Genomic DNA, 24,443 nt, shown 5'->3' with positions numbered 1-24,443 from the left:
CCCGCGGGGTGGAGCAGCCCGGTAGCTCGTCAGGCTCATAACCTGAAGGTCGTCGGTTCAAATCCGGCCCCCGCATCCAAACATTAAGCCGCTGATTTCCAAAAGAAATCAGCGGCTTTTTGCTGTCCGGACCACCCCGCTCCAGACCGCTTCCGGAATCACATCGGAATCATTCGGGCGGTTCCAGCCCGGAAGAGCCACCATGTACCAAATCCACCCCAATGTCCGCACCACCCCGGCCGTGCGCGCCGCCATTGCCTTGTCCAACGAACCCACGGGTGTGCTGGCCAACCGCTACGGCGTGAGCGGCGAGACCATCCGCAAATGGCGCAAGCGTGGAGTGGACGATTGCCAGGACCACTCCGCCCGGCCCAGGCAACTGCGGTAGCGAGCCTCGGAGGCCCGTCAACCCTGGCCCTGACGGGCCACCGCCACGGGCGGCGTTGGGGTTGACAGGCCTCAGCCCGCCGGGTTCTTTAGGCTGTCCATGGCTGCGCCGGACGGGTCTGCGTCAGCTGGACCACAGCTCCCCGACGGCGCCAATCGCCGCTCGAACCAGGGGCCATACTCAGCAATGGCCCAACAGCTCAAATCCCAGCAACGTTCCGCAACCCGACAAGTCGGGTGAGGCTGCCATAATACAGCCGGAAACGCTAATAAAACCTATGATTATTATTGATGGAAATAAGTTAGAAGAGAAGATTTTTGCATCTTATCCGATTGTATAGTCAATAATACGAGAAAAAGCCGCGAAAGAAATGAAATAAACGAAAGAAATGAAAGTTTTTATTTATGGTATTTGATTGATTGGCGGTGCATTCCTGATTATTATTATGTGGCTATCCCGTGATATCAAACCCCGATTGGGGGGTGATGCTTCGGTGTTCGGGAAAAGGTGCTCTCATCACCGAATGGACAAGTCATGTCTCCGCCCGCCGCCCAAGGCGGGCGGAGGAATCAACGCTGCCGCCATGCGATGGCGGCTGGCGGAGGCCGGGTTTTGCGGAAAGGTGCACGAGCGATGGGTGTAGGAATGTTCCGGGCGATTTTGCTTTCGACGGTCGCCATGCTGCCCGTGACCACGGGCCTGGCCCAGGCGCAGACCCCCGTGTTGCCGGCGCAGGGCGCCTTCGTCGCCGGGGCAGGCAGCATCGGCCAGTCCGGTGCGGTGATGACCATCGACCAGACGACGGCGCGCGGCGTGGTCAACTGGCGGGACTTCTCCATCGGGCAGGGCGGCACGGTCCAGGTCAACAACGGCAGCGGCGCCACGCTGAACCGGGTGACCGGGGGCAACCTGTCGCAAATCCTCGGCACGCTGAAGGCCACCGGTTCCCTGTATCTGGTCAACCCGCAGGGCGTGGTGATCGGCGAGAGCGGCGTGGTGGTGACCGGCGGCAGCTTCGTCGCGTCCACGCTCGACGTGCTGAACGAGCATTTCATGGCTGGCGGCAGCCTGCTGTTCAGGGGGGAGAGCGGCGGCAGCGTCACCAATCTGGGCAAGATCAGCGCTGCGGGCGGCGACGTGGTGCTGATCGCCCGCACGGTGGTCAACAAGGGGCAGATCAGCGCGCCCAGGGGAACAGCGGCGCTGGCATCGGGCACCGAGGTGCTGCTGAGCGAGGGCGGCGCCGACGGCGAGCGCGTGCTGGTGCGGGTCGGCACCACTGATGGTGCCGTGGAGACCTCGGGCCTGGTCGAGGCGGCGACGGCGGAGCTGAAGGCGGCGGGCGGCAACGTCTACGCGCTGGCCGGCAACAACGGCGGGCTGATCCGGGCGACAGGCGTGGAAACGCGCGGCGGCCGGGTGGTGCTGTCGGCAACGGGCGGCCATGTCAGCACCGCCGGCACGGTGGAGGCGAAGACCGCCGTCGGCGACGGGGGCCGTATCGACGTTGCCGCACCCGACGGCGTGGTGATGCACACCGGCACGCTGTCGGCGTCGGGCAGCCGCGGCGGCGCGGTGACGGTGCGGGGCAGCCGCGTGTCGAACCAGGGCCGGGTGTCGGCTGACGGCACCGCCGGGGCTGGTGGCACGGTGGCGGTCGAATTCGGCAAGGGCTACATCGCCCCGTCCAAGTCCACGCTGTCGGCGCGGGGCACGACCCGCGGCGGTGCGGTGTCGGTCACCGGAACCCAGGCGGAGTCCACCCTGTTCTCGTCTGGCCGGCACGACGTGACGGGCGGGCAGGCCGGCGGTTCGGCCGATCTGTTCGCCGCGGCGATCACGCTGGTGGATGCCGCGGTGGATGCATCGGGCGGGGCCGGGGGCGGGTCGATCCGTATCGGCGGCGATTACCAGGGCTCGGGCCTCATGCTGAAGGCGGCAACGACGCGGGTCAGCCCGACGACGGCGCTGCGGGCCGACGCGACGGGGGCGGCGGGCGACGGCGGGCGGATCATCGTGTGGTCGGAAGGCGCCACCGATTATTACGGCAGCGCCTCGGCCCGCGCCGGGGCACGGGGGGGCAACGGCGGGCTGATCGAGGTGTCGTCCCGTGACACGCTGACCTTCGCCGGCACGGGCGATGCCTCCGCGCCGTCCGGCGCCGCCGGCTCCCTGCTGCTCGATCCCAAGAACATCGTCATCAGCACCAGCGCCCCCGGCCCGGCGCAAAGCGAGTTCGTGGATCCCAACGCCGCCGCCGGCAACGGCTTCGGCACGAAAATGGTGGTGCTGGCCAACGGCAACGTCATCGTCACCGCCCCCGGCGACGATTTCGTCGCCAGCAATGCCGGGGCGGTCTATCTCTACGATGGGCTGACCGGCGCCCTCATCAGCACCCTGCACGGTGCCGCCGCAGCCGACGGCCTGGGCAGCACCGGCATGATGATCACCAAGCTTCCCAGCGGCAACTTTCTTCTGAACAACTATTCCTGGAAGAACGGCACCGCCAGCTCGGCGGGGGCGGTCACCTGGGGCAGCGGCGTCAGCGGGGTGTCCGGCATCCTTTCCGCCGCCAACAGTCTGGTCGGCACCTCCGCCGGGGACATGGTGGGCTACAGCGTGACCCAGCTTGCCGGCAACGGCAACTACCTCGTGTCGTCATACACGTGGACCAACGGCACGGCAGCCTCGGCGGGGGCGGTCACCTGGGGCAGCGGCACGGCGGGTGTTTCCGGCATCGTGTCGCCCACCAACAGCCTTGTCGGCTCCTCTGCGGGAGACATGGTCGGGCTCTCGACGGATAACAAGACGTTGAGTTCCGGCAATTATCTGGTGCTGAGCCGCTTCTGGACCAACGGCACGGCGGCCACGGCGGGAGCGATCACCTGGGGCGACGGCACGGCGGGTGTTTCCGGCATCGTGTCGCCCACCAACAGCCTTGTCGGCTCGTCCGCCGGGGACGGGTCCAGTGTGGATTTCAGCGCGCTCGGCAATGGGAATTATGTGGTCACCCTGACGAACTGGTCGTACGGCACGGCGGCCTCGGCGGGGGCTGCGGTCTGGATCAACGGTACGGCCCCCGCCGCCGGCGTCATTTCCCCCACCAACAGCCTGGTCGGGACATCGGAGTTCGATCGGATCGGCGCCTATATCAAGACGCTCGGCAACGGCAACTATCTGGCCTATTCGGCGGCATGGACCAACGGCACGGCGGTCTCGGCGGGGGCGGTCACCTGGGGCAGCGGCACGGCGGGTGTCGCCGGCATCGTGTCGGCCAGCAACAGCCTGATCGGCTCCTCGTCCAACGATCAGGTCGGGATCAACATCGTCACCTTGACCAACGGCAATTACGTGGTCAGCTCGACGAGCTGGAGCGACGGTGCGGCCACCAAGGTGGGTGCGGTGACCTGGGGCAGCGGGACGGCGGGTGTCGCCGGCCTCATCACCGCCAGCAACAGCCTGATCGGCTCCACGGCCAACGATGAGGTGGGCTGGAGCATCGTCACGTCGGTGACCAACGGCAACTACCTCGTCTATTCCCGGAGCTGGAACAACGGGGCGGCCACGTCGGCGGGGGCCATCACCTGGGGCAGCGGAACGGGTGGTGTCACCGGCATCGTCTCTCCCACCAACAGTCTGGTCGGAACGTCGGCGTCCGAACTGCCCATGGTGACGTTCACCGCCCTTCCGAGCGGAAATTACCTGGTGAGTCACTATTCCTGGGCCAACGGCACGGCGACGAGCGCCGGGTTCGTGTTCTGGGGCCGCGGGGACGGGGTGGGGCTGGCGGGGCCGGTCACGTCCGCCAACAGTCTGGTCGGCACCACCCCCGGCGACCGGATCGGCAACCTGATCCAGGTGCTGGACGACGGGAACTACATCGTCCGGTCCACCAACTGGATGAACGGCACGGCGGCCTCGGCTGGGGCCATGACCTGGGGCAACGGCACCAGCGGGCGCACCGGCTTCATCACCGCCGGCAACAGCCTTGTCGGTTCCTCCACCGGCGACAGGGTGGGGAGCAATGCCGCTGTGGTGCTGTCCGGCGGTGCCTATGTGATCGCCGCGACCGACTGGTCGAACGGCTCGGTGGCTTCCGCGGGGGCGGTGACCTGGATCTCCGGCGCGGCGGGTCTGACCGGCACCATCTCGACCGCCAACAGTCTGGTCGGCACCGCCGCCGGCGATTCCGTGGGCACCAACATCATCACGCTGGCCAATGGCAATTATCTGGTGTCGTCCTATAAATGGAGCAACGGCACGGCGGCCACGGCAGGGGCGTTGACCTGGGCCAGCGGCACGGCGGTCCTGACAGGCGTGGTGTCGCACACCAACAGCCTGATCGGGTCGTCCACCAACGACCAGATCGGCGTCCTCGCGTCGGTCAAGACGCTCGCCAACGGCGATTATCTGGTGATGTCCAGCCGATGGGCCAACGGCACGGCGGCGTCGGCGGGGGCCGTCACCTGGGGCAGCGGCACGGCCGGCGTGTCGGGCGTCGTTTCCGTCAGCAACAGCCTCATCGGCTCCTCCGCCAACGACAAGATCGGCGCGACGTTCACGGCGCTCACCAACGGCAGCTATCTGGTGTCGTCCGGCGCGTGGGTGAACGGCACGGCGGTTTCCGCGGGGGCGGCGACCTGGATCAGCGGTACCGCCGCCGTGACCGGCATCGTGTCCGCCGCCAACAGCCTCGTCGGCTCCTCCACCAACGACCGGGTTGGCGGTTCGATCACGACGCTGACCAACGGCGGCTATCTGGTCACCGCGTTCGGGTGGATGAACGGTACGGTCACGTCGGCGGGGGCGGTGACCTGGGGCAGCGGGACGGCGGCCATCACCGGGGTCGTTTCCGCCGCCAACAGCCTGGTCGGCACATCCGTCAACGACCGGGTCGGCTCGATGACCACGGTGCTCGCCAACGGCAGCTATCTGCTGACGACGGCCGGGTGGTCGAACGGCACGGCGACGTCGGCGGGGGCCATCACCTGGGGCAGCGGCACCGCACCCCTGACCGGCGCCGTCTCCGCCGCCAACAGCCTCGTGGGGGGGACGGCCAACGATAAGGTCGGCAACGTCACCGTGCTCGCCGACGGCAGCTATGTGGTGATTTCAAGCTCCTGGCAGAGCGGCACGGCGACGTCGGCGGGGGCCATCACCTGGGGCAGCGGTACCGCACCCCTCACCGGGGTCGTCTCCGCCGCCAACAGCCTGGTCGGCTCCTCTGCCAACGCCAGGGTCGGCTCGACCTACAGCTATGCCACGTCCGGCGTGTTGATCGCCGCCGCGGCCAGCGAGGGTATCGGCGGACGGGTGACCGTCGGGCTTCCGCTGTCGCTGGTGACCTATGCCATGCGGCCCAGCCAGACGGTCACCATGCATCCGGGTGCCCTGACCGCGGTGCTGAACACCGGCACGGCGCTGACGCTGCAGGCCAGCAACGACATCACGGTGGACAGCGCGGTCACGGTGAACAACCCCTCGGGCAATGGTGGGGCGCTGACGCTCCAGGCCGGCCGCTCGATCCTGCTCAATGCCGGCATCACCACCGACAATGGCGCCCTGACCCTGATCGCCAACGATCTGGCGGCCAACGGCGTGGTCGATGCGCACCGCGACGTGGGCGACGCCGTGATCGCCATGGCCACCGGAACGGCGATCAATGCCGGCACCGGGGACGTGACCATCGAGCTGCGGCCCGGCACCGGCAACACCAACCGGGGCGCCGGCGCCATCACCATCGGCGGGCTGACCGCCGGCACGGCCAGCATCCTCAACCTCGGCGCGTCCACCGGCAACGACATCATCGTCAACGGCACCGTGTCGGTGTCGGGCACCGGCGATGCGCTGGTGATGGCCGCCGACACCGGCGTCTTCACCAACAACGCCGGCGCCTCGGCGCTCAGTGCCGCCAACGGGCGTTTCCTGGTCTATTCCTCCGACAGCACCACCACCACGGTGGGCGGGCTCAACGTAGGCGGTGTTTCCAACAAGACGTACGCCAATTACGCCCCCGGATCGGTCACCGAAACCGGCAGCCAGATCATCTACGCCAATCAGGCGCCTCCTCCGCCGCCACCGCCTCCTCCTCCTCCTCCTCCTCCTCCTCCTCCTCCTCCGCCACCGCCGCCTCCTCCTCCGCCACCACCACCGCCCCCTCCGCCCACCGTCGATCCTCCGGTGACGCCCCCGGTCGTTCAGCCGCCGGTAACGCCGCCGGTGACCGAGCCTCCGATTGTTAACCCTCCGGTGACGCCCCCTGTCGTCCAGCCGCCGGTAACGCCGCCGGTGACCGAACCTCCGGTCATCGAACCTCCGGTGACGCCGCCGGTCGTTAATCCCCCGTTGACCGAGCCTCCGGTCGTGCCTCCTGTGGTGACGCCTCCGGTTGTCGAGACCCCGATGCCGCCTGCGGTATTGCCCCCGGCACCGCCCCCGGTCGTGAGACTGCCGACGGCGACGGTCATCGGTGGCACAGCAGCCATTGGCACGTCCGCCCCCGCCACCATCAACGGCGGCGTGACGGTCGCTCCGGTGACCGCGCTGGTGAACGCCGGACCGTCCGCCCCCGCCGCGGCGGCACCGGCCCCCGGCGGCACCGCGTCCGTGGCCGTCACCACGACGGCGACCGCCAGCGTGGCGCCGCCCCCGCGGTCCTCCGGTTCCGGCGTGCGCGACGGGGACGGGATCGTCACCGTGCAGGTGTCGGTGGCGGCCTCCGCCCCCGCCCCCGGCGGCAACCCGCCGCCCGCTCCCTCGGGCCGGGTCGAGGCATCGGTCAGCGCCGGCGGCTTCCAGGTCGTCTACAGCCAGCCCGCCGCCAACGCCGTGACCGGCGGCGGCACCGCCCGCACCGAGGGCGAGAGTGGCGGGGGGGCCATGGCCGGCGCCTCCAGCTTCTCCACCTTCCGTGCCGAAGAGCAGCCTGCCGTCACGATCGTCGCCGACGGCAACGCCTCCTCCACCTCTGGGCAAGCCGCCGTGGAGAAGAAAGACCAATGATCCGCGCGTTTTCTCCGAAGCCGGCGTCCGCCGCCTCCGTCCTGGCCCTGACCCTTGCCCTGGCCGCCGCCCCGGCGGCGGCCCAGGACTGGGAGCGGGTGGCGCCCAAACAGCCCCCTGCCAACCCGCCGGCCGCGGCGCCCGCCCTGCCGCCGCCGGCCCCGGCTCTACCGCCCGGTGATCAGGTCATCACGCCCGCGCTGAAGGGGCTGCTCTTCGTTCCCGACGGTGCCGCGGTCAAACACGGCGGTATCGACGCGCGGGGCGTGGCCGCCGCCGGGCTCGACCTGCCCGACGAACCGGCCTTCCGCGCGCTGCTGGAACCTTATCTCGGCAAACCGCTGACCTTCGACGGGCTGAACGCCATCAGCCGCGCCACCGTCCTGTGGTTCCGCGAGCACGACCGTCCGCTGGTCGATGTGGTCGTGCCCGAGCAGGACGTCACCAACGGCAGCCTCCAGATCATCGTCGTCGCGTTCCGCGTCGGGTCGGTCACCGCCGAAGGCAACCGGTGGTTCAGCGACGGGCTGCTGCTGTCCCAGGTCCGCGCCAGACCCGGCGGCCTCATCAGCGGCAGCGCCATGCTGGAGGACGTCGAGTGGCTGAACCGCAACCCCTTCCGCCACACCGACCTTGTTTACCAGCGCGGCACGGAGCCCGGCACCAGCGACATCGTGCTGCGCACCGCCGACCGCTTCCCCGTGCGCGTCTTCGGCGGCTACGAGAACACCGGCACCGCCGCCACGGGCCGTGACCGGCTGTTTGCCGGCATCAACTGGGGCAACGCGTTCTGGGCCGACCAGCAGATCTCCTACCAGATCTCGGTCAGCCCCGACGCGCTGGACCCGTCCTTGCGCGGTGCGAACGGCGGGGCGCGCTCGCTGACCCACGCGGCAAGCTGGCAGATCCCGCTGCCCTGGCGCCACACGCTGACGCTTTTCGGCAGCCACACCACCACCCGGCCCGACCTGGGGGCCGATTTCGCTCAGGTGGGCCGTTCTGCCCAGCTCTCGGCGCGCTACGCGGTGCCGCTGCCCACGCTGGCGTTCGGCGCCGGCACGCTGCGCCAGGGGGTGCAGGTGGGGGCGGACTGGAAGCGCTCCAACAACAACCTGGATTTCGGCGGCACCTCGGTGTTCCGCAGCAGCACCGACATCGCCCAGGCGGTGGTGGCCTATGATGCTTCGCTGGCCGACGCCTGGGGGGCGACGGGCATCAGCGCCAGCCTGTTCCACAGCCCCGGCGGGATGGGCGCCCACAACCGCGACGCGGTGTTCGCCACCAGCCGGACCGGGGCGCCGGCGCGCTATACCTATGCCCGCATCGGGGCGGACCGGGTGACCCGGCTGCCGGAGGATTTTTCCTGGCTGGTGCGGGCGCAGGCGCAGGTGTCGAGCGCCAATCTCCTGTCGTCGGAACAGCTCAGCCTGGGCGGCAACGCCAGCGTGCGGGGCTATGCGGAATCGGAGGTGCTGGGGGACCGGGGCGTGCTGCTGTCCACCGAGCTGCGCACGCCCGAGGTGGGCCTGGCGCGCCTGTTCGGCGGGCGGGGGCTGGAGGATACTCTGCAGGGGCTGGTCTTCGTCGATTACGGCGTGGCCGGGCCGCGCCATCCCATGGCCGGCGAGAACCGGCGCACCGTGGTGACCAGCGTTGGGCCGGGGCTGCGCTACAGCCTGCCGCCCTACCTGACGCTGAAGCTCGACTGGGGCTTCCAGTTGCGCGGCACCAACAGCGGCGAGGACCGTTTCGGACGGCCCCACATCGCCCTTTCCGTGGCCTACTGACGGGCCCGCGGCGGTCTTGCCCGCGGTGATCCTGATGGTATCGTTGACCGGGAAATCACGGCAGAGAGCGCAGGGGCGCGTGATGAACGGTACGGTATGGCGGGGGATGGCGCATGGTGCCCGCCGGGTGGCGAGGGCGGCGGGGCCGCTGCCGTTCGTCCTGGCGGTGCTGCTCCTGCTGACCGCCGGGGTGGTGAGGGCGGACCCCATCCTGATCGATGGGAGCGGGCGGGTGGAGCTGGCGTTCGACGGGGTGCTGAACGATACCGGCTCCCGCCGGACCGCCGCCGACCTCCGCCACGATCCCGCGGCCTTCGCCGCCTCCGCCCCCTGGCCGGGCCGCATCAGCCTGGGCTTCACGCCCGACGCGGTGTGGCTGCGGTCCGAGATCGTCGTCCTGCCGGCTGCCGCCGGGCGCTACGTCCTGATGCTGGATGTCCCGAATTTCGAGCGGCTGGAGGTTTGGGGGTCGTGGGCGGAGGCGCCGGTCGCCGCCATGGGCGACGATGCTGCCGTGGAGCCCCTGCGGGCGTGGCGGCATGCAGCGGCCCTCGACCTGCCGGCGGGCCGGCATACGCTGTGGTTCCGCGCCGTGACCAGCGGCCCGATCGCGGTGCCGCTCGCCCTGTGGCGCCCGGACGCCCTGGCGGTTGCCGAGCAGCCCGAGATCTTTGCCCACACGGTGCTGACGGCCGCCGCCGCCCTGCTCGGGGTGGGGGCGCTGCTGCTGGCGGCGGTGATCCCCAATCTGGCGATGGCGCTGTACGCCGGTTCGGCGCTGGCGTCCACCGGCCATATCATGGCGATGAACGGGCTGGACAAGCTGATGTGGGGCGGGCACCTGCCCATCGGCACCAACAACCCCTTCGTCTGGCTGGCCGGCTCGGGGGTGTTCGGGATCGCCTTCCTGTTTTCCGTGCTGCCGCTGCGCCGTCATGGCCGGTGGGTGCTGCCGGTGGTGGGGGTGCCGGTGGTCCTCGGCCTCGTGCTGCTGGTGGTCTATACGCTTTTTCTGCCCGATGGGGACTACACGCTCAACCTGCTCGGCCCCCGCAATCTGGCGCTGCTGATCCTGGCGGCCGGCGTGGTGGCGAGCGTGCAGTCCCGGCTGATGGGCTACCGGCCGGCGGGCTACATGGTTCTGGGCTGGCTGGCGCTGGTGGCCGGCAACGTGGTGGCGGCGCTGCGCAACGCCGGCGTGCTGCCGTTCACCGGGCTCACCTATTTCCTGCCGGTCTATGCGCCCATTGTGGAGATGCTGTTCTTCGCCGCGATGCTGGCGGCGCAGCTCCGCCTGCTGCGGGTCGAAAAGGACGAGGCGCAGCGGGCGCTGGTCGTCGCGCTCCGCCGCAACGAAGAGGAACTGGCCGAGCGGGTGGCGGCCCGGACGGCGGACCTGGACCGGGCCAACGCCCTGTTGAGCGCCCGTGAGGCGCAGCTCCGCCTGATCCTGGAGGCGGCGCCGATGCCGATCGTCGTGTTCCAGGCGGCCTGCGGGTCTCCGCTCTACACCAACCGCCGGATGCGGGATCTGCTGGCCGGCGGCGGCGAGACCGGCGCCGTGCCGGACATCCGCAGCATCTATCAGACCCCGGACGACGGCGACCGGCTGGCCGCCGCGCTGGAACGCGACGGCTTCGTCGAAAACGCCGAGGTGGCGATGCGCGACGGCGCCGGCAACCATTTCTGGGCGCTGGCGTCGATGGTCGCCATCGATTACCGCGGCCAGCCGGCATCGCTGCTGGCCATCAACGACATCAGCCGGCGCCGGCAGCTCGAACAGGAGCTGGTCAAGGCCAAGGAGATGGCGGAGGCCGCCGCCGGGCTGGAGCGGGCGGCGCGCGATGCGCAGCGCCAGTTCCTGGCCATGATCAGCCATGAGTTCCGCACCCCGCTGGCGGTCATCAGCACGGCGGTGCAGTACCTGCAGCGCAAGGCGGAGGCGGACCCGGCCAGCGAACCGCGGCTGTCCCGGATCCGGCGGGCGGTCGGCCACATGAACGGCATGATCGACGCCTGCCTGCTTGACGACCGGATCGAGGGGGCGGGCCTGCTGCTGCGCACCAGCCTGTTCGATCCGGCCGTGCTGGTGCGCCGGATCGCCGACGCCGCCCAGTCCGGGGCTCCCCAGCATGTCTTTTCCCTGACCGTCACCGGCGAGGCCCTGGCGGCGGCGGGGGACGAACAGCTTCTGGGCATGGCGCTGTCCAACCTGATGGAGAACGCGGTCAAGTATTCGCCGCCGGGCAGCATCGTCGAGGTCACGCTGAAACGAAGCGGGAACGACGTGGCGGTCGCGGTCGCCGACCGGGGGCAGGGCATCCCGGCCGAGGAGGCGGGCCGTATCTTCGAGAAATATTACCGCTGCGGCAACGTGGGGCGGGTGCCGGGCGCCGGGCTGGGGCTTTACCTGACCCGCCACATCGTGACGGCCCATGGGGGCACGGCCGGGGTCAGGAACAGGCCGGACGGCGGCGCCGTGTTCACCATCCGCCTGCCGTTGCAGAGCACGACCGACGGGGACTACCGTGCCGCCCCCGTCCCGGAAACCGGGCCGGACGGGCCGGCCTGGAACGGTGCGGCATGACGGACGGAAAGGGCGGAACGATGACCATGGCGCCGGATGTGCTTGTCGTGGAGGATCACGCGGACCTGTGCGAGGAGATTGTCTCCTACCTTCAGGCCTGCGGCATGACGGTGCGGGCCGCCGAGAACGGCCGCACGATGGACGAGGCGCTGGCGGTGCGGCAGCCCGATGTGATCCTGCTCGACCTGGGACTGCCGGAGGAAGACGGCGTGCTGATCGCCCGGCGGCTGATGGCCGCCGGCAGGACCGGCATCATCATCATCACCGCCCGTGGCCGGGTCGAGGACCGCATCCTCGGTCTGAATGCCGGGGCGGACATCTATCTGACCAAGCCGCTGGACATGCGCGAACTGGAGGCCGCCATCGGCTCGGTCATGCGCCGCCGGAACGGTGCCGGGGGGGCGGCGGGCGCTCCCGCCCCCACCCCCACCCCCGTGCGCCCCTGGCGCCTGGATGCCGCGCGCTGGCGGCTGATCGCACCCGGCGGCGGCATGGTTGCCCTGACCGGGGCCGAATTCCGCCTGTTGTCCCCCTTCTTCGAGGCGCCGGAAACCGTCGTTGACCGCCAGACCCTGGCCGACCGCCTGGAGGTGGACGCCCGCGGTCTGGATCTCGTGATACACCGTCTGCGGCGCAAGGTCGAACTGGATACGGGCGAGGTGCTGCCGTTGCGCACGGTGCGGGGCCGCGGCTATGCCTTCGTGATGCCGGCCCTGTTCTGATGATGCCGGCAAGAAGTCATCAGGACGTTTTCCTCACGTTATGCGGATGATGTGACGACATGAAAAGAAAATGCTTATGAAAGAAATGCAAGAAACGAAAGAATTGAAATATTTTATTGCCAGTTTCTGTCAATTTTATTGATGATATGATTGTGATCACCATTGTATGGTGACGCCGTAAGATCAGTGCGGGCGAATAAGGGCTTCGGGCGGCCCTGAGCGCGCTGTCCGTGACCCAGTGAGGCGGCCATGCCAACCCATCCATCCCCCACCCCGGTGTCCATCGGGGAGGCCGCGGCCCTGGCGGCGGCACACCACCGCGACGGCCGGCTGGAAGAGGCGCTCGCCCTCTACGGCCCGTTGCAGGCGGCGCGGCCCAGCGATCCCGCGGCCAACGCCCTGCTCGGCACGGTGCTGGCCCAGCTTGGCCGGGCGGATGAGGCCGTGCCCTTCCTGTCCCAGGCCGCCCGGCTCGCCCCCGACGACCCGGAAACCCTGAACAACCTCGCCCTGGCCCTGGAGGCGGACGGCTGCCCGCGGGAGGCCGCCGACGCCTGGAACCAGCTCGGCACCCTTCTCTACGCCCAGCGCCGGCACGAGCAGGCCATGGGCCTGTTCGAAAAGGCGCTGGGCCTGTGCCCCGGCCACCAGGGGGCGAGCGCCAACCTGGGGGCGGCGCTGCAGGCGCTGGGCCGCTACGCCGAGGCGGTGGAGCGGCTGTCCGCCCTGCTGACCGGCAACCCCGAGGAGGCGGAGGCGTACAACAACCTCGGCAACGCCCAGATGGGGGCCGGCGACATCGAAGCGGCCATCGCCAGCTACCGCCGGGCCATCGGCCTGCGGCTCGATTATTTCGAAGCGTACAGCAACCTCGGCCTCGCCCTGGCCCAGCGCCGGCCGGGGGACGGCCCGGCGGACGGGGAGGACGGGGATCTTCCCTCCGGCGAGGACGTGGCCGGGACGCTGGTCAACCTCGGCAACGCCCGCGGCGGCCTCGACCCGGCGCTGGACGTGCGGGGGTGCTATGAAAAGGCGCTGGAGCTGCGCCCGGACTTTGCGCCCGCCCATTGGAACCTCGCCCTGTGCCTGCTGCTGAACGGCGATTTCGCCCAAGGGTGGAAGGAATACGAATGGCGCTGGCGGTGGACCGGCTTCGGCGAGGAGCACCGGCCCTTCCCGCAGCCGCTCTGGCAGGGGGAGCCGCCGCTGGCCGTCGGCGGCACGCTGCTGGTGACGGCGGAGCAGGGATACGGCGACACCATGCAGTTCGCCCGCTACCTGCCGCTGCTGGTGGAGCGCGGCTACGAGGTGGTGTTCGAGGTGCAGGCGCCGGTGTTCACGCTCTTGTGGCACAGCCTGGGCCGTTACGGCGTGCGGGTGGTGCCGCGGGCGGAGACGCCGGCCCGCGTCCACGACGATCTTCCCTTTGCCCGGCACGTGCCGCTGATGAGCCTGCCCGAACGGTTCGGCACGCGGCTGGAGACCATTCCGGCGGCCATCCCCTATCTGTTCGCCGAACCGACGCGGCAGGCGCTGTGGGCCGCCCGCCTCGGCGCTGCCGCCGGCCCCCGCCGCAAGGTCGGCATCGCCTGGAAAGGGCGCCCGCTTCATTCCCGCGACCGCGAGCGCTCGATCCCGCCCGCGGTCCTGGCGCCGCTGCTGGCGGTGGCCGACACGCAGTTCGTCGCGGTGCAGAAGCACGAGGACGGAGGGGCCGGCGCGCCCGCCGGCATGATCCCGTTGGACGGTCTGCTGCATGATTTCGCCGAGACGGCGGCGGTGATCGCCAATCTGGATCTCGTCATCACCGTTGACACCGCGGTGGCGCATCTGGCCGGGGCCATGGGGGTGCCGGTGTGGGTGATGCTGCCGTTCAGCCCGGACTGGCGCTGGCTGCTGGGGCGGAGCGACAGCCCGTGGTACCCGTCCATGACCCTGTTCCGCCAGGGCCGGGCCGGCGATTGGGACAGCGTGGTGGCCGAGGTTGCCCGCCGCCTGTCCGGCGCGGGGGATCTTTCGGACATGGGGGCGGGGTCATGATGCCGGACACGCTGGACGAGGCTGCCCGCTGTCTGGCCGCGGGCGATCTGGACCGGGCGCGCTCGTTGGCCGGTGCGGTGCTGGCCGGCGCGTCCGGCGAGCCGGAGGCCCTGTTCATCCTGGGCAGCGCCACGGCCCTGGCCGGCGCACCCGCCGAGGCGGTGCCGCTGTTCCAGCGCAGCATCGCCGCCGGCGGGGCGACGCCGGAACGCCTCTACAACCTTGGGCTGGCGCAGCACCAGGCCGGCGATCTGGCGGGAGCCGAGCGCAGCCTCTTCGCCGCCATCCTGCGCGCGCCGCGCTCTGCCGAGGCCCACCACGCCCTGGGCGTAACCCTGGCGGCGCGCGGCAACGGCGAGGACGCCGCCGCCGCCTTCCGCCGGGCGGTGGAGGAGAAGCCGGACTGGACCGAGGCGTCCCTCAACCTCGCCGCGGTCCTGGCCGGTGGCCGCCAGCCGCAGGCGGCCTTCGCCGTCTACCGCGGCCTGCTGGCCCGCCACCCGCAGAACGGCCATTTCCTGTTCCTGGCCGGCACCGCGGCACTGAACGCCGATTTCCTGGACGAGGCCGAGAGCCTGTTGCGTCAGGCGCTGCTGCGCGCCCCCCGCGACACCGGCACCATGAACAACCTGGGGCTGGCGCTGGCCCGGATGGGGCGCGTCGGCGAGGCGGTGCACATGTTCCGGCAGGCGGTGGGCATCCGCGCCGACTATACCGAGGCGTGGTTCGGGCTGGCCGCTGCGCTTGATGCACAAGGAGAGCCGGAGGCGGCGCTGGCCGCCTACCGCACGGTGGCGGAGCTTCGGCCCGGCGATCCTGGCACCGACAGCAACCTGCTGATGATGCTGGGCTACCGCGAGGCGCTGACGCCGACGGAGCTGTACGCCGCCCACCGCCGCTGGGGCGAACGGGTGGAGGCGGCGCTGGCCCCCGTCCTGGCCGCCGAACCCCGCCCTGCCGTGCGGCCTCTGGCCGGGCGGCGGCTGCGCATCGGCTATGTTTCGCCGGATTTCCGGCTGCATTCGGTGGCGATGTTCCTGCTGCCGCTGCTGGCGGCCCACGACCGCACGCGGGTCGAGCTGTTTGCCTATTCCAACGTCGAACTGCCGGATGCCGTCACCGACCACATCCGCCGCTCGGTGGACGGCTGGCGCGCGATCCAGGGGGTGACGGACGATGCGGCGGCGGCGCAGATCCGGGCGGACGGCATCGATGTGCTGGTGGACCTGACCGGGCACACGGCGAACAACCGTCTGGGCATCTTCGCCCACCGGCCGGCACCGGTGCAGGTGTCCTGGCTGGGCTATCCCGCGACCACCGGGCTGGCGGCGATCAACGCCCGTTTCACCGACGCCGTTGCCGACCCGCCGGGGGAGAGCGACGGGCACCACAGTGAGCGTCTGGTGCGGCTGGAGGGCGGGTTCCTGTGCTACCGCCCCCTGAGCGCGGTGCCCGATCCGGCACCGCCGCCCTGCCTGGAGAATGGTTTCGTCACCTTCGGCTCGTTCAACACCCTGAACAAGCTGAACCCGGAGGTGGCGGCGCTGTGGGCGCGGGTTCTGCACGCCGTTCCCGACAGCCGGCTGCTGCTGAAGGCCGGGCCGCTGGTGGATGGTTCGGTGCGCCGGCGGGTGCTGGGGCTGTTCGCGTCCCATGGCGTGCCGGCTGGCCGGATCGGCCTGCGGGCGCGGGTTCCCGACAACGACGGGCACCTGAAGGCGTATGGCTGGATGGATGTGGCGCTCGATCCCTTCCCCTACAACGGGACGACGACCAGTTGCGAGGCGCTGTGGATGGGGGTGCCGGTGCTGACCCTGCCGGGGGTCCGCCATGCCGCCCGGGTGGGGGCTTCGCTGCTGACCGCCGCCGGACGGCCGGACCTGATCGCCGCGGACGCGGATGATTTCGTGGCCAAGGCCGCCGCGCTGGCCGCCGATCCGGGCCGTCTGGCCGCCGGACGGCAGGCGCTGCGCCCGCTGCTCCAGGCATCGCGCCTGTGCGATGCCGCCGCTTTCGCACGGGCGTTTGAGCATCAGTGCTTCGCTCTGGTGGAGGGGTGTGGAAACGGATAGCCCGCTCTGCGTGCTCCAAAGGCGCCATCCGTGCGCAACATCCGTGCGGTCCGTCTGTTGAACGGACCCATGCACCCGCACGGCAACGCGGGCGCTTTTCAACCGGCGCTTTTGAAACACGGAGAGCATCCGATGACCCATCCCAAGGACGTGCTGATCGACTGGCTCCGCGATGCCCACGCCATGGAAAGCCAAGCCGTCGAAATGCTGGAACGGCAGGTGGACCGCATCGAGAACTACCCCGACCTGCTGGTGAAGGCGCGCGAGCACATCGAGGTTTCCAAGCGGCAGGCCGACCGGGTGCGCCAGTGCCTGAAGATGCTCGGCACCGACACGTCGAGCATCAAGACCGGCATCGGCATGCTGATGGGGAACGCCCAATCCCTGTCCGGCGTGTTCGCCAGCGACGAGATCGTCAAGGCGTCGGTGTTCAACTATGCCTTCGAGCATTTCGAAATCGCCAACTACCGCGCCATGATCGCCGCCGCCACCACCGCCGGCCAGCCGGAGATCGCCCGCATCCTCCAGCAGAGCCTGGATGAGGAGGTCGAAATGGCCGGATGGCTGGAACAGCGGCTGCCCCAGGTCACCGCCACCTTCCTGGCGCGCCGCGAAGCCGGCGCCACCGTGGAAGCCAAGCGCTAGGCTCTGTGGACAAAGGTTGGTATCCAAATACGAATAGCGGCGAGCTTGACGAAGGCGATGAAGGAAGAGCGGGTCTTGTCATAACGGGTTGCGACCCGCCTCATCTGTTTGAGTTTGTTGAACATTCTTTCGATTTTGTTGCGAGCCTTGTAGGCCTCCTTGTCAAAAGCGGGCATTGTCTTGCGGGTTGGGTTCGGCTTGATGATCGGACGGATAGCCCGGATCAGCAAATGCTCACGGTTGGCATCGCTATCATAACCGGCATCGGCGAGCAGGGCCTTGGGAGAGGGGATCTCCAGCGGGATTTCCATCAAAGGGATCAATTGCTTGCTGTCGGATGCCTCGCCCCCGGTCACGATGAAGGCCAGGGGCCGCCCGGTCCGATCGCACCGTGCGTGGATCTTGCTCGTAAAGCCGCCGCGCGAACGACCAAATCCCGCCGCGCAGGTCCCCCTTTTGCGCCCGCGGCTTGGCTGTGACCCCGAACCGTCGTGCTATCGACCATCTGATCCTTCCAGTCGTCGGTAATGCCCAACTCGACCAGCGTTTCGAGGATCTCGTCGAAGACCCCTTGGACACACCAGCGCCGGAACCGTCGAAAGATCGAATTCCAGTTTCCATAGCGCTCCGGCAAGTCCCGCCAGGGAATACCAGTACGCAAAACATAGTTTATCCCGTTGAAAAAACGGCGATTGTCATGGGCTGGCCGGCAGCCTCGCCCGCGCTCCGAAGGCAAAAGCGGGCCAATCACCGCCCATTCGCCATCCGATATCTCCCCGCGCTCCATCAAGACCTCCCATCCAAATGAAGTCTTGAATCAGATTCTCCCTCCGTTGGGAAGCCCCTTTGTCCACAGAGCCTAGATTTCGTCGGGCGGATTCCAAACGGGAAAGGGCGCTCCCCGCACGGGGGGCGCCTTTTCCTTTGGTGCGGCGGGAGCAAACGAAGGGGCGGGCTGTTGGGTGGAAACGGCAAGGGGGGCCGGCTCCCCCGGACAATGAGGAAACGCCCCGATGACCTCCCTGCTTCCCGATCCGCCGCCCGTGCCTTCCTCCGTTCCGCCCCCGTCCCGCCGCCTGCCGGTGGGGGCGGAGATCGTCCCGGCCAAAGGCGTGCACTTCCGGGTCTGGGCACCCAAGGCATCGCGAGTGTCCGTGGTGTTCGAAGCCGACGGGCACGACGTTGCGCTGACCGCCGAGGGTGACGGGTGGTTTTCCGCCCTGGCCGCCGATGCCGGCCCCGGCACCCTCTACCGCTACCGCCTGGACGGGGGGGAACGGCTCTACCCCGACCCGGCGTCCCGTTTCCAGCCCGACGGCCCCCATGGTCCGTCGCAGGTGGTGGACCCGTCCGCCTTTGCCTGGACCGACGCCGGCTGGGGCGGGTGCGGGCTGGAGGAGGCGGTGATCTATGAGATGCACATCGGCACCTTCACTCCCGGTGGCACTCCCGGTGGCACTCCCGGTGGCACTCCCGGGAACGCCCCCGGCGGCACATGGCTGTCGGCCATGGACGAACTGCCGGCCCTGGCGGAGCTGGGGATCACGGTGCTGGAGGTCATGCCGGTGGCCGATTTTCCCGGCCGCTTCGGCTGGGGGTACGACGGGGTGTGCCTGTTCGCACCCTCCCGGCTGTACGGCACCCCGGACGACATGCGCCGTTTCATCGACCGCGCCCACGGGCTGGGCATGGCGGTGATCCTGGACGTGGTCTACAACCACCTGGGCCCCGACGGGAATTACCTGTCCTGCTTTTCCGGCGATTACTTCACCCGCCGCTATGCCAACGAATGGGGGGAGGCCATCAATTTCGACGGCCCCGGCGCCGGGCCGGTGCGGGATTTCTTCATCGCCAACGCCGTGCTTTGGGTGGAGGAATACCACATCGACGGCCTGCGCCTGGACGCCACCCAGCAGATCTTCGACCGCTCCCCCGTTTCCATCGTCACCGAGGTCGCCCGCGCCGTGCGCCGGGCCGGGCGGGGGCGGCGCACGCTGCTGGTGGGCGAGAACGAGCCGCAGGACACCGCCCTGCTGCGCCCCCCCGGCCCGCAGGAGGGGGACGGGCTGGACGCCCTGTGGAACGACGATTTCCATCACACCGCCATGGTCGCCCTGACCGGGCGGAACGAGGCGTACTACAGCGACTACCTCGGCACGCCGCAGGAGCTGGTGTCGGCGGTCAAGCACGGCTTTCTCTATCAGGGTCAATGGTACGGCTGGCAGAAGCAGCGGCGCGGCACCGCCACCGCCGGGCATCCCCCGGCGGCCTTCATCACCTTTCTGCAGAACCATGACCAGATCGCCAATTCCGCCCATGGGCTGCGCGGCCACGCGCTGACCAGTCCGGGGCGCTGGCGGGCGCTGACGGCGGTGCTGCTGCTGGGGCCGGGCACGCCCATGCTGTTCCAGGGTCAGGAATTCGCGGCCTCGTCCCCCTTCCTCTATTTCGCCGATCACACGCCGGAACTGGCGGCACTGGTGTCCCGCGGGCGGGGGGAATTCCTGTCCCAGTTCCCCGGTCTGGCGCCGCCGGAGGCCCAGGCCGCCCTGGCCCGTCCCGACGACCGCGGCACCTTCGCCCGCTCCATTCTCGATCCCGCGGAACGGTGCCGCCATGGGGCGGCTGTGGCCCTTCACCGCGACCTGCTGCGGCTGCGGCGCGAGGATGCGGTGTTCTCGGGCCGCGGGCGGGCGTCGGTGGATGGGGCGGTGCTGGGGGCGGAGGCGTTCGTCCTGCGCTTCTTCGGCACCCGCCCCGGCGACGACCGGCTGCTGCTGGTCAATCTGGGCCGCGACCGTCCGCTGGCCGCCATGCCGGAACCGTTGCTGGCCCCGCCGCGGGGGGCGGTCTGGCGGCTTCTGTGGTCCAGCGAGGACCGCGCCTATGGCGGCGGCGGCGGGGTGCCGGTGCCGGCGGCGGGGTGCTGGACCCTGCCGGGGCACGCCGCCATGGCGCTCGTCCCGGTGACCGCGCAGGAAGAGCAGCCCGCATGGGCAGGAGACGACAGCGATGCATGAAAACCCTTCCGATCCGAAACGCGTGCTGGACCGCAGCCTGCTGACGTCGGCGCCCGATGCCGCCCTGCGGCGGGAATGGCTGGTGCCCAACGGCCTGGGCGGTTTCGCGTCGGCCACCGTCGCCGGGACGGTGACGCGGCGGTATCACGGGCTGCTGGTGGCGGCGTTGCCGGCCCCCTTGGGCCGGGTGGTGATGCTGAGCCAGCTGAACGACGTGCTGGTGACCGCCGATGGCAGCGAACGGGTGCTGACCCGCCACGCCGCCGGCCCCGGCCCCGGGGAGAACGGGGAGCCGGGGCCGCTGAGCGAGTTCCGTCTGGAGATGGGCTTGCCGGTATGGCGCTACACCGTGGACGGCACGGTGATCGAGAAGCAGGTGGTGATGCCTCACCGGCAGAACATCGTCCACGTCACCTACCGCGTGCTGAAGGCGCCGGGGCCGGTGACGCTGCGCCTGCGCCCGGTGCTGGCCTACCGCACGCTGGAGGCGGCGGTGGACCGGCCCATGATCCGCGATTACCGCATCGTCGCCCGCGGCTCGCAGTACGAGGTGTGGGCCGGCGACGGTCTGCCCACGCTCAATCTGGCCATAGACGGGCCGCCCATGCCCCTGACCCTGGACGGCGGCGCGCGTGAGGACGTGCTGTACCGGCTGGAGGCGGAACGGGGGTATGAGGCCCGCGGGCCGCTGTGGACGCCCGGCTATTTCAGCGGCACGCTGGGGCCGGGGCAGAGCGTGACCTTCGTCGCCGCGGTGGAGTCCTGGCGGCGGATCGAGGCGCTGCCCCCCGCCGACGTGCTGGCGTTCGAGACCGAACGCCGCCGCCGTCTGGTGCGGCTGGCCCACCCCAGCCTGCGCCATGGCCCCATGGCTGAACTGGTGCTGGCCGCCGACAGCTTCATCTTCGTCCCCGCCGGGCGGGTGGCCGACATGATGCGGGCACGGGCGGAAGGGGACGAGGTGCGCACCATCCTGGCCGGCTACCACTGGTTCACCGACTGGGGCCGCGACACCATGATCAGCCTGGAGGGGCTGACGCTGGCCACCGGACGGACGGCGGAGGCGGGGTGGATCCTGCGCACCTTCGCCCACTACATCCGCGACGGGCTGATCCCCAATATGTTCCCCGACGGCCGGGACGAAGGGCTGTACCACACCGCCGACGCCACCTTGTGGTTCTTCCACGCGCTGAACCGCTATCTGCGGGCCACGGGCGACCGTCACACGCTGCACGTCATCCTGCCCCACCTGACCGAGATCATCAGCCGGCACCGCCAGGGCACCCGCTTCGGCATCGCCATGGACCCCGCCGACGGGCTGCTGCGCCAGGGGCAGGAGGGGTATCAGCTCACCTGGATGGATGCCAAGGTGGACGACTGGGTGGTCACCCCCCGCCGCGGCAAGGCGGTGGAGATCAACGCCCTGTGGTACAACGCCCTGTGCCTGACCGCCCGCTGGCTGCGCGATGCCGGCCACAACACCGCCGCCGCGGATTGCGCCGCTCTGGCGGAACGGGTGCGCGAGTCCTTCAACCGCCGCTTCTGGAACGACGGGGCCGGGTGCCTTTATGACGTGATCGACGGGGAATACGGCGGCGACGACGCCGTGCGCCCCAACCAGCTCTTCGCCCTGTCCCTGGACAATCCGGTGCTGGACCGGGCGCGGTGGCCGGCGGTGCTGGACGTGGTGCGGCGGCAGTTGCTGACACCGCTGGGCCTGCGGTCGCTGGCGCCGGGACACCGGGATTACAAGGCGAAATATTTCGGCGACCTGCGCGCCCGCGACGCCGCCTATCACCAGGGAACGGTGTGGGGCTGGCTGATCGGGCCGATGGTGGACGCCGCGCTGAAGGTCGATCCCGGAGGCCGGGCCGAGGCGCGGGCGATGCTGACCGGCTTCCTGCCCCATCTGAACGAGGCCGGCCTCGGCACCATCAGCGAGATCTTCGACGCCGAGGCGCCGTTCGCCCCGCGCGGCTGCATCGCCCAGGCCTGGAGCGTGGCCGAGGTCCTGCGCGCCTGGATCGCCACGGAACCGGAAGGGAAGGGCGGCTGACCGTGCCGCCCGCCATGCCGTCCGGGAGCTTATGCCGCCCGGTGGCCCAGCGCCCGTTCAAGCGCGCTCCTGGACATGCGGGAGCGTCCGGGGATGTTCCGGCGTTTGGCCTCGGCGTAGAGGGCACTCTTGGTCGTGCCCGTGCCTTCCGTCCTGGCTTGGGCGGTCTGTCCCTCTTTCTCCTTGGCCTTGGTCCGGCGCAGGTTCCGTTTGTTCTCCGCCGGGCTTTCCTGGTTCGTGGCGCCGGCTTCGTGCAGGGCGATGGCGATGGCCTGCTTGGGGTTCTTCACCCGCGGGCCGCCGCGCATCGTCAGTTCGCCGTGCTTGAATTCGTGCATCACGCGGCTGACGGTTTCCTTCTGCTCTTTCGACTGCTGGGGTGCCATGGTGGCCTCCGTCCGCTGTTTCCCGCCGTAACATCCGGGCGGCGGACAGGTTCCCCGCCCGATGCCGCGGCGGGAACGCGGTCTTGTGTTTTCCGGTTGACCGGGGCAACGGACACGCACAGGCGGAGAGCAAGCATGGCAAGCGACGGAACGTCCCGGCAGGCGGCGGCCTATCCCCGGCGGCCGTTCCCCCGGCAGGAACAGCCGTGGCCCGGTCTGGCCAGCCGCATGGACCCGCGGCCCGACCATGGCGAAACCAGCTATCGCGGCAGCGGGCGCCTGACGGGACGCAAGGCGCTGATCACAGGGGGCGATTCCGGGATCGGGCGGGCCGCCGCCATCGCCTTTGCCCGCGAAGGGGCCGATGTGGCCTTCAACTACCTGCCGGCGGAGGAAGCGGACGCCCAGGAGGTGGCGGCCCTGATCCGGGCGGCGGGGCGCACGGCGGTGCCCCTGCCGGGCGACATCCGGGACGAGGCGTTCTGCACAAGGCTGGTGGCCGATGCGGTGCGCGGGCTGGGCGGCCTGGACATCCTGGTGAACAACGCCGCCCGCCAGCACAGCGTCGATTCCCTGGCCGACATCACCACCGAACAGTTCGATGAGACGCTGAAGACCAACCTCTACGCCATGTTCTGGATCACGCGGGCGGCCATGGCCCATCTGAAGGACGGTGCGGCCATCATCAACACCAGTTCGGTCACCGCCTATGAGCCGCCGGAAAACCTGTTGGATTATGCCGCGACCAAGGCGGCCATCATCACCTTCACCAAGGGGCTGGCCCGGCAGGTGGCCGGACGGGGCATCCGCGCCAACGCCGTCGCCCCCGGCCCGTTCTGGACCCCGCTTCAGCCCAGCGGCGGCCAGCCACCGGAAAAGGTGGAACACTTCGGCGCCGAGACCCCCTTGGGGCGCCCCGGCCAGCCGGTGGAACTGGCACCGGTCTATGTGTTCCTGGCATCCGGCGAAGCCAGCTACGTGACCGGCCACGTCTATGGCGCGGTAGGGGGGCGCGGCGGCCCCTGATGCGCGGATGGGCAAAGGGCCGCCCTCGGGCGGCCCTTTGTGGGGTGAGCGGCGGCGGCGTTCCGCGTCAGGGGATCATTCCCGCTCGCCCCGTCCGCCGCCATGGCTGTGTTCGCCTCCCTTGCGCCCGGCCTCGGCGGCACGCTCGGGATCGTTCTTGAAGTTGCCGCCGGAATGCTGCCCGCCCTTGTGGCCGGCCTCGGCGGCGCGTTCGGGATCGTTCTTGAAGTTGCCGCCGGACATCTGTCCGCCCTTGTGGCCGGCCTCGGCGGCGCGTTCGGGATCATTCTTGAAGTTGCCGCCGGACATCTGTCCGCCCTTGTGGCCGGCCTCGGCGGCGCGCTCGGGATCGTTCTTGAAGTTGCCGCCGGAATGCTGCCCGCCCTTGTGGCCGGCTTCGGCAGCGCGTTCGGGATCGTTCTTGAAATTCCCCCCGGAATGCTGCCCGCCGGCGCTGCGGCCCTGGTTCTTGTCGGTCATCTCGTCTCTCTCTCTTGCGTGTGGGATGCCCCGGCGGTGCCGGAGCACGCAAGCACCAACATGGCCTGGGGCCCTTTGTTCCGTTGTTTTCCTGATAAGACGTTGATGCCTGTGCATTAAATTTGCCGAACAGCTTCGCTTATTCTTTCTTTCAGGTAAAGAAAATCCATAATTGTCGAGTTATGATTTCTATTTTTTTGATGATTGTGGCGTGTTTGTCGATCAAATACTT

13 protein-coding genes, 1 tRNA gene and 2 pseudogenes are annotated in these 24,443 nt (G+C 69.6%); 12 read left to right on the top strand and 4 right to left on the bottom strand.

All coding sequences use genetic code 11. The features are described from left to right. Nucleotides 1–2 precede the first annotated feature (2 nt). The 9 genes and pseudogenes from M2352_RS25400 to M2352_RS25360 all read left to right on the top strand — a co-directional run bounded on the left by M2352_RS25400 (nucleotide 3) and on the right by M2352_RS25360 (nucleotide 17,243). Nucleotides 3–79, top strand: a tRNA-Met gene (locus M2352_RS25400). Nucleotides 80–202: 123 nt separating this feature from the next. After that, a pseudogene (locus tag M2352_RS25395) lies at nucleotides 203–385 on the top strand (IS481 family transposase); the annotation flags it as partial. Between the two features lie 648 nt (nucleotides 386–1,033). Then, nucleotides 1,034–7,390, top strand: coding sequence for a two-partner secretion domain-containing protein (locus M2352_RS25390; protein WP_264667295.1), 6,357 nt, complete (start codon nucleotides 1,034–1,036; stop codon nucleotides 7,388–7,390). Continuing rightward, nucleotides 7,387–9,177, top strand: a complete 1,791-nt coding sequence (locus tag M2352_RS25385) for a ShlB/FhaC/HecB family hemolysin secretion/activation protein (RefSeq protein ID WP_264667294.1) — start codon at nucleotides 7,387–7,389, stop codon at nucleotides 9,175–9,177. The genes M2352_RS25390 and M2352_RS25385 overlap by 4 nt, the downstream gene beginning before the upstream one ends. 82 nt (nucleotides 9,178–9,259) lie before the next feature. Then, nucleotides 9,260–11,764, top strand: coding sequence for a sensor histidine kinase (locus M2352_RS25380; RefSeq protein WP_264667293.1), 2,505 nt, complete (start codon nucleotides 9,260–9,262; stop codon nucleotides 11,762–11,764). Further along, nucleotides 11,761–12,486, top strand: a complete 726-nt coding sequence (locus M2352_RS25375; protein ID WP_264667292.1) for a response regulator transcription factor — start codon at nucleotides 11,761–11,763, stop codon at nucleotides 12,484–12,486. The genes M2352_RS25380 and M2352_RS25375 overlap by 4 nt, the downstream gene beginning before the upstream one ends. A 249-nt stretch (nucleotides 12,487–12,735) precedes the next feature. Continuing rightward, nucleotides 12,736–14,526, top strand: a complete 1,791-nt coding sequence (locus tag M2352_RS25370; protein ID WP_264667291.1) for a tetratricopeptide repeat protein — start codon at nucleotides 12,736–12,738, stop codon at nucleotides 14,524–14,526. Continuing rightward, on the top strand, nucleotides 14,523–16,598 hold the full coding sequence (locus tag M2352_RS25365) for an O-linked N-acetylglucosamine transferase, SPINDLY family protein (protein ID WP_264667290.1): 2,076 nt from the start codon (nucleotides 14,523–14,525) through the stop codon (nucleotides 16,596–16,598). The genes M2352_RS25370 and M2352_RS25365 overlap by 4 nt, the downstream gene beginning before the upstream one ends. A gap of 132 nt (nucleotides 16,599–16,730) precedes the next feature. After that, entirely contained in the window at nucleotides 16,731–17,243 is a 513-nt protein-coding gene (locus M2352_RS25360) for a ferritin-like domain-containing protein (RefSeq protein WP_264667289.1), read from the top strand. Here the strand turns inward: M2352_RS25360 and M2352_RS25355 are convergent. Continuing rightward, a pseudogene (locus tag M2352_RS25355) lies at nucleotides 17,240–17,656 on the bottom strand (IS5 family transposase); the annotation flags it as partial. The gene M2352_RS25360 and the pseudogene M2352_RS25355 sit on opposite strands and share 4 nt — an antisense overlap. Beyond that, nucleotides 17,596–18,030 carry an IS5 family transposase gene (locus M2352_RS25350; protein WP_264663615.1) on the bottom strand — a complete coding sequence of 145 codons (435 nt, stop codon included), beginning with the start codon at nucleotides 18,028–18,030 and terminating at the stop codon, nucleotides 17,596–17,598. The gene M2352_RS25350 and the pseudogene M2352_RS25355, both read right to left, overlap by 61 nt. A 226-nt stretch (nucleotides 18,031–18,256) precedes the next feature. On the opposite strand from M2352_RS25350, the gene M2352_RS25345 reads away from it, so the two are divergent. Continuing rightward, a complete protein-coding gene (locus tag M2352_RS25345; protein ID WP_264667288.1) occupies nucleotides 18,257–20,263 on the top strand; it encodes an alpha-amylase family glycosyl hydrolase in 2,007 nt (668 codons plus the stop codon). Next, nucleotides 20,256–22,319 (top strand): amylo-alpha-1,6-glucosidase, encoded by a 2,064-nt coding sequence (locus tag M2352_RS25340; RefSeq protein ID WP_264667287.1) that lies wholly within the window; start codon nucleotides 20,256–20,258, stop codon nucleotides 22,317–22,319. Before M2352_RS25345 ends, M2352_RS25340 begins: the two co-directional genes overlap by 8 nt. 29 nt (nucleotides 22,320–22,348) lie before the next feature. Here M2352_RS25340 and M2352_RS25335 read toward each other — a convergent pair whose 3' ends face one another. Further along, the gene (locus tag M2352_RS25335; protein ID WP_264667286.1) at nucleotides 22,349–22,705 is read right to left on the bottom strand and encodes a DUF6496 domain-containing protein; all 357 of its coding nucleotides are present in this window, start codon (nucleotides 22,703–22,705) and stop codon (nucleotides 22,349–22,351) included. 135 nt (nucleotides 22,706–22,840) lie between these two features. On the opposite strand from M2352_RS25335, the gene M2352_RS25330 reads away from it, so the two are divergent. Then, nucleotides 22,841–23,731, top strand: coding sequence for an SDR family oxidoreductase (locus M2352_RS25330; RefSeq protein ID WP_264667285.1), 891 nt, complete (start codon nucleotides 22,841–22,843; stop codon nucleotides 23,729–23,731). A gap of 75 nt (nucleotides 23,732–23,806) precedes the next feature. Here the strand turns inward: M2352_RS25330 and M2352_RS26660 are convergent, their stop codons facing one another. After that, nucleotides 23,807–24,211 (bottom strand): con-10 family general stress protein, encoded by a 405-nt coding sequence (locus M2352_RS26660; protein WP_406567316.1) that lies wholly within the window; start codon nucleotides 24,209–24,211, stop codon nucleotides 23,807–23,809. Between the last annotated feature and the right edge of the window lie 232 nt (nucleotides 24,212–24,443).

Source organism: Azospirillum fermentarium (assembly GCF_025961205.1).
Taxonomy (GTDB): Bacteria; Pseudomonadota; Alphaproteobacteria; order Azospirillales; family Azospirillaceae; genus Azospirillum; species Azospirillum fermentarium.
The sequence above is the reverse complement of the archived record's forward strand: the minus strand, read 5'-3'. Positions and strand labels throughout refer to the sequence as shown.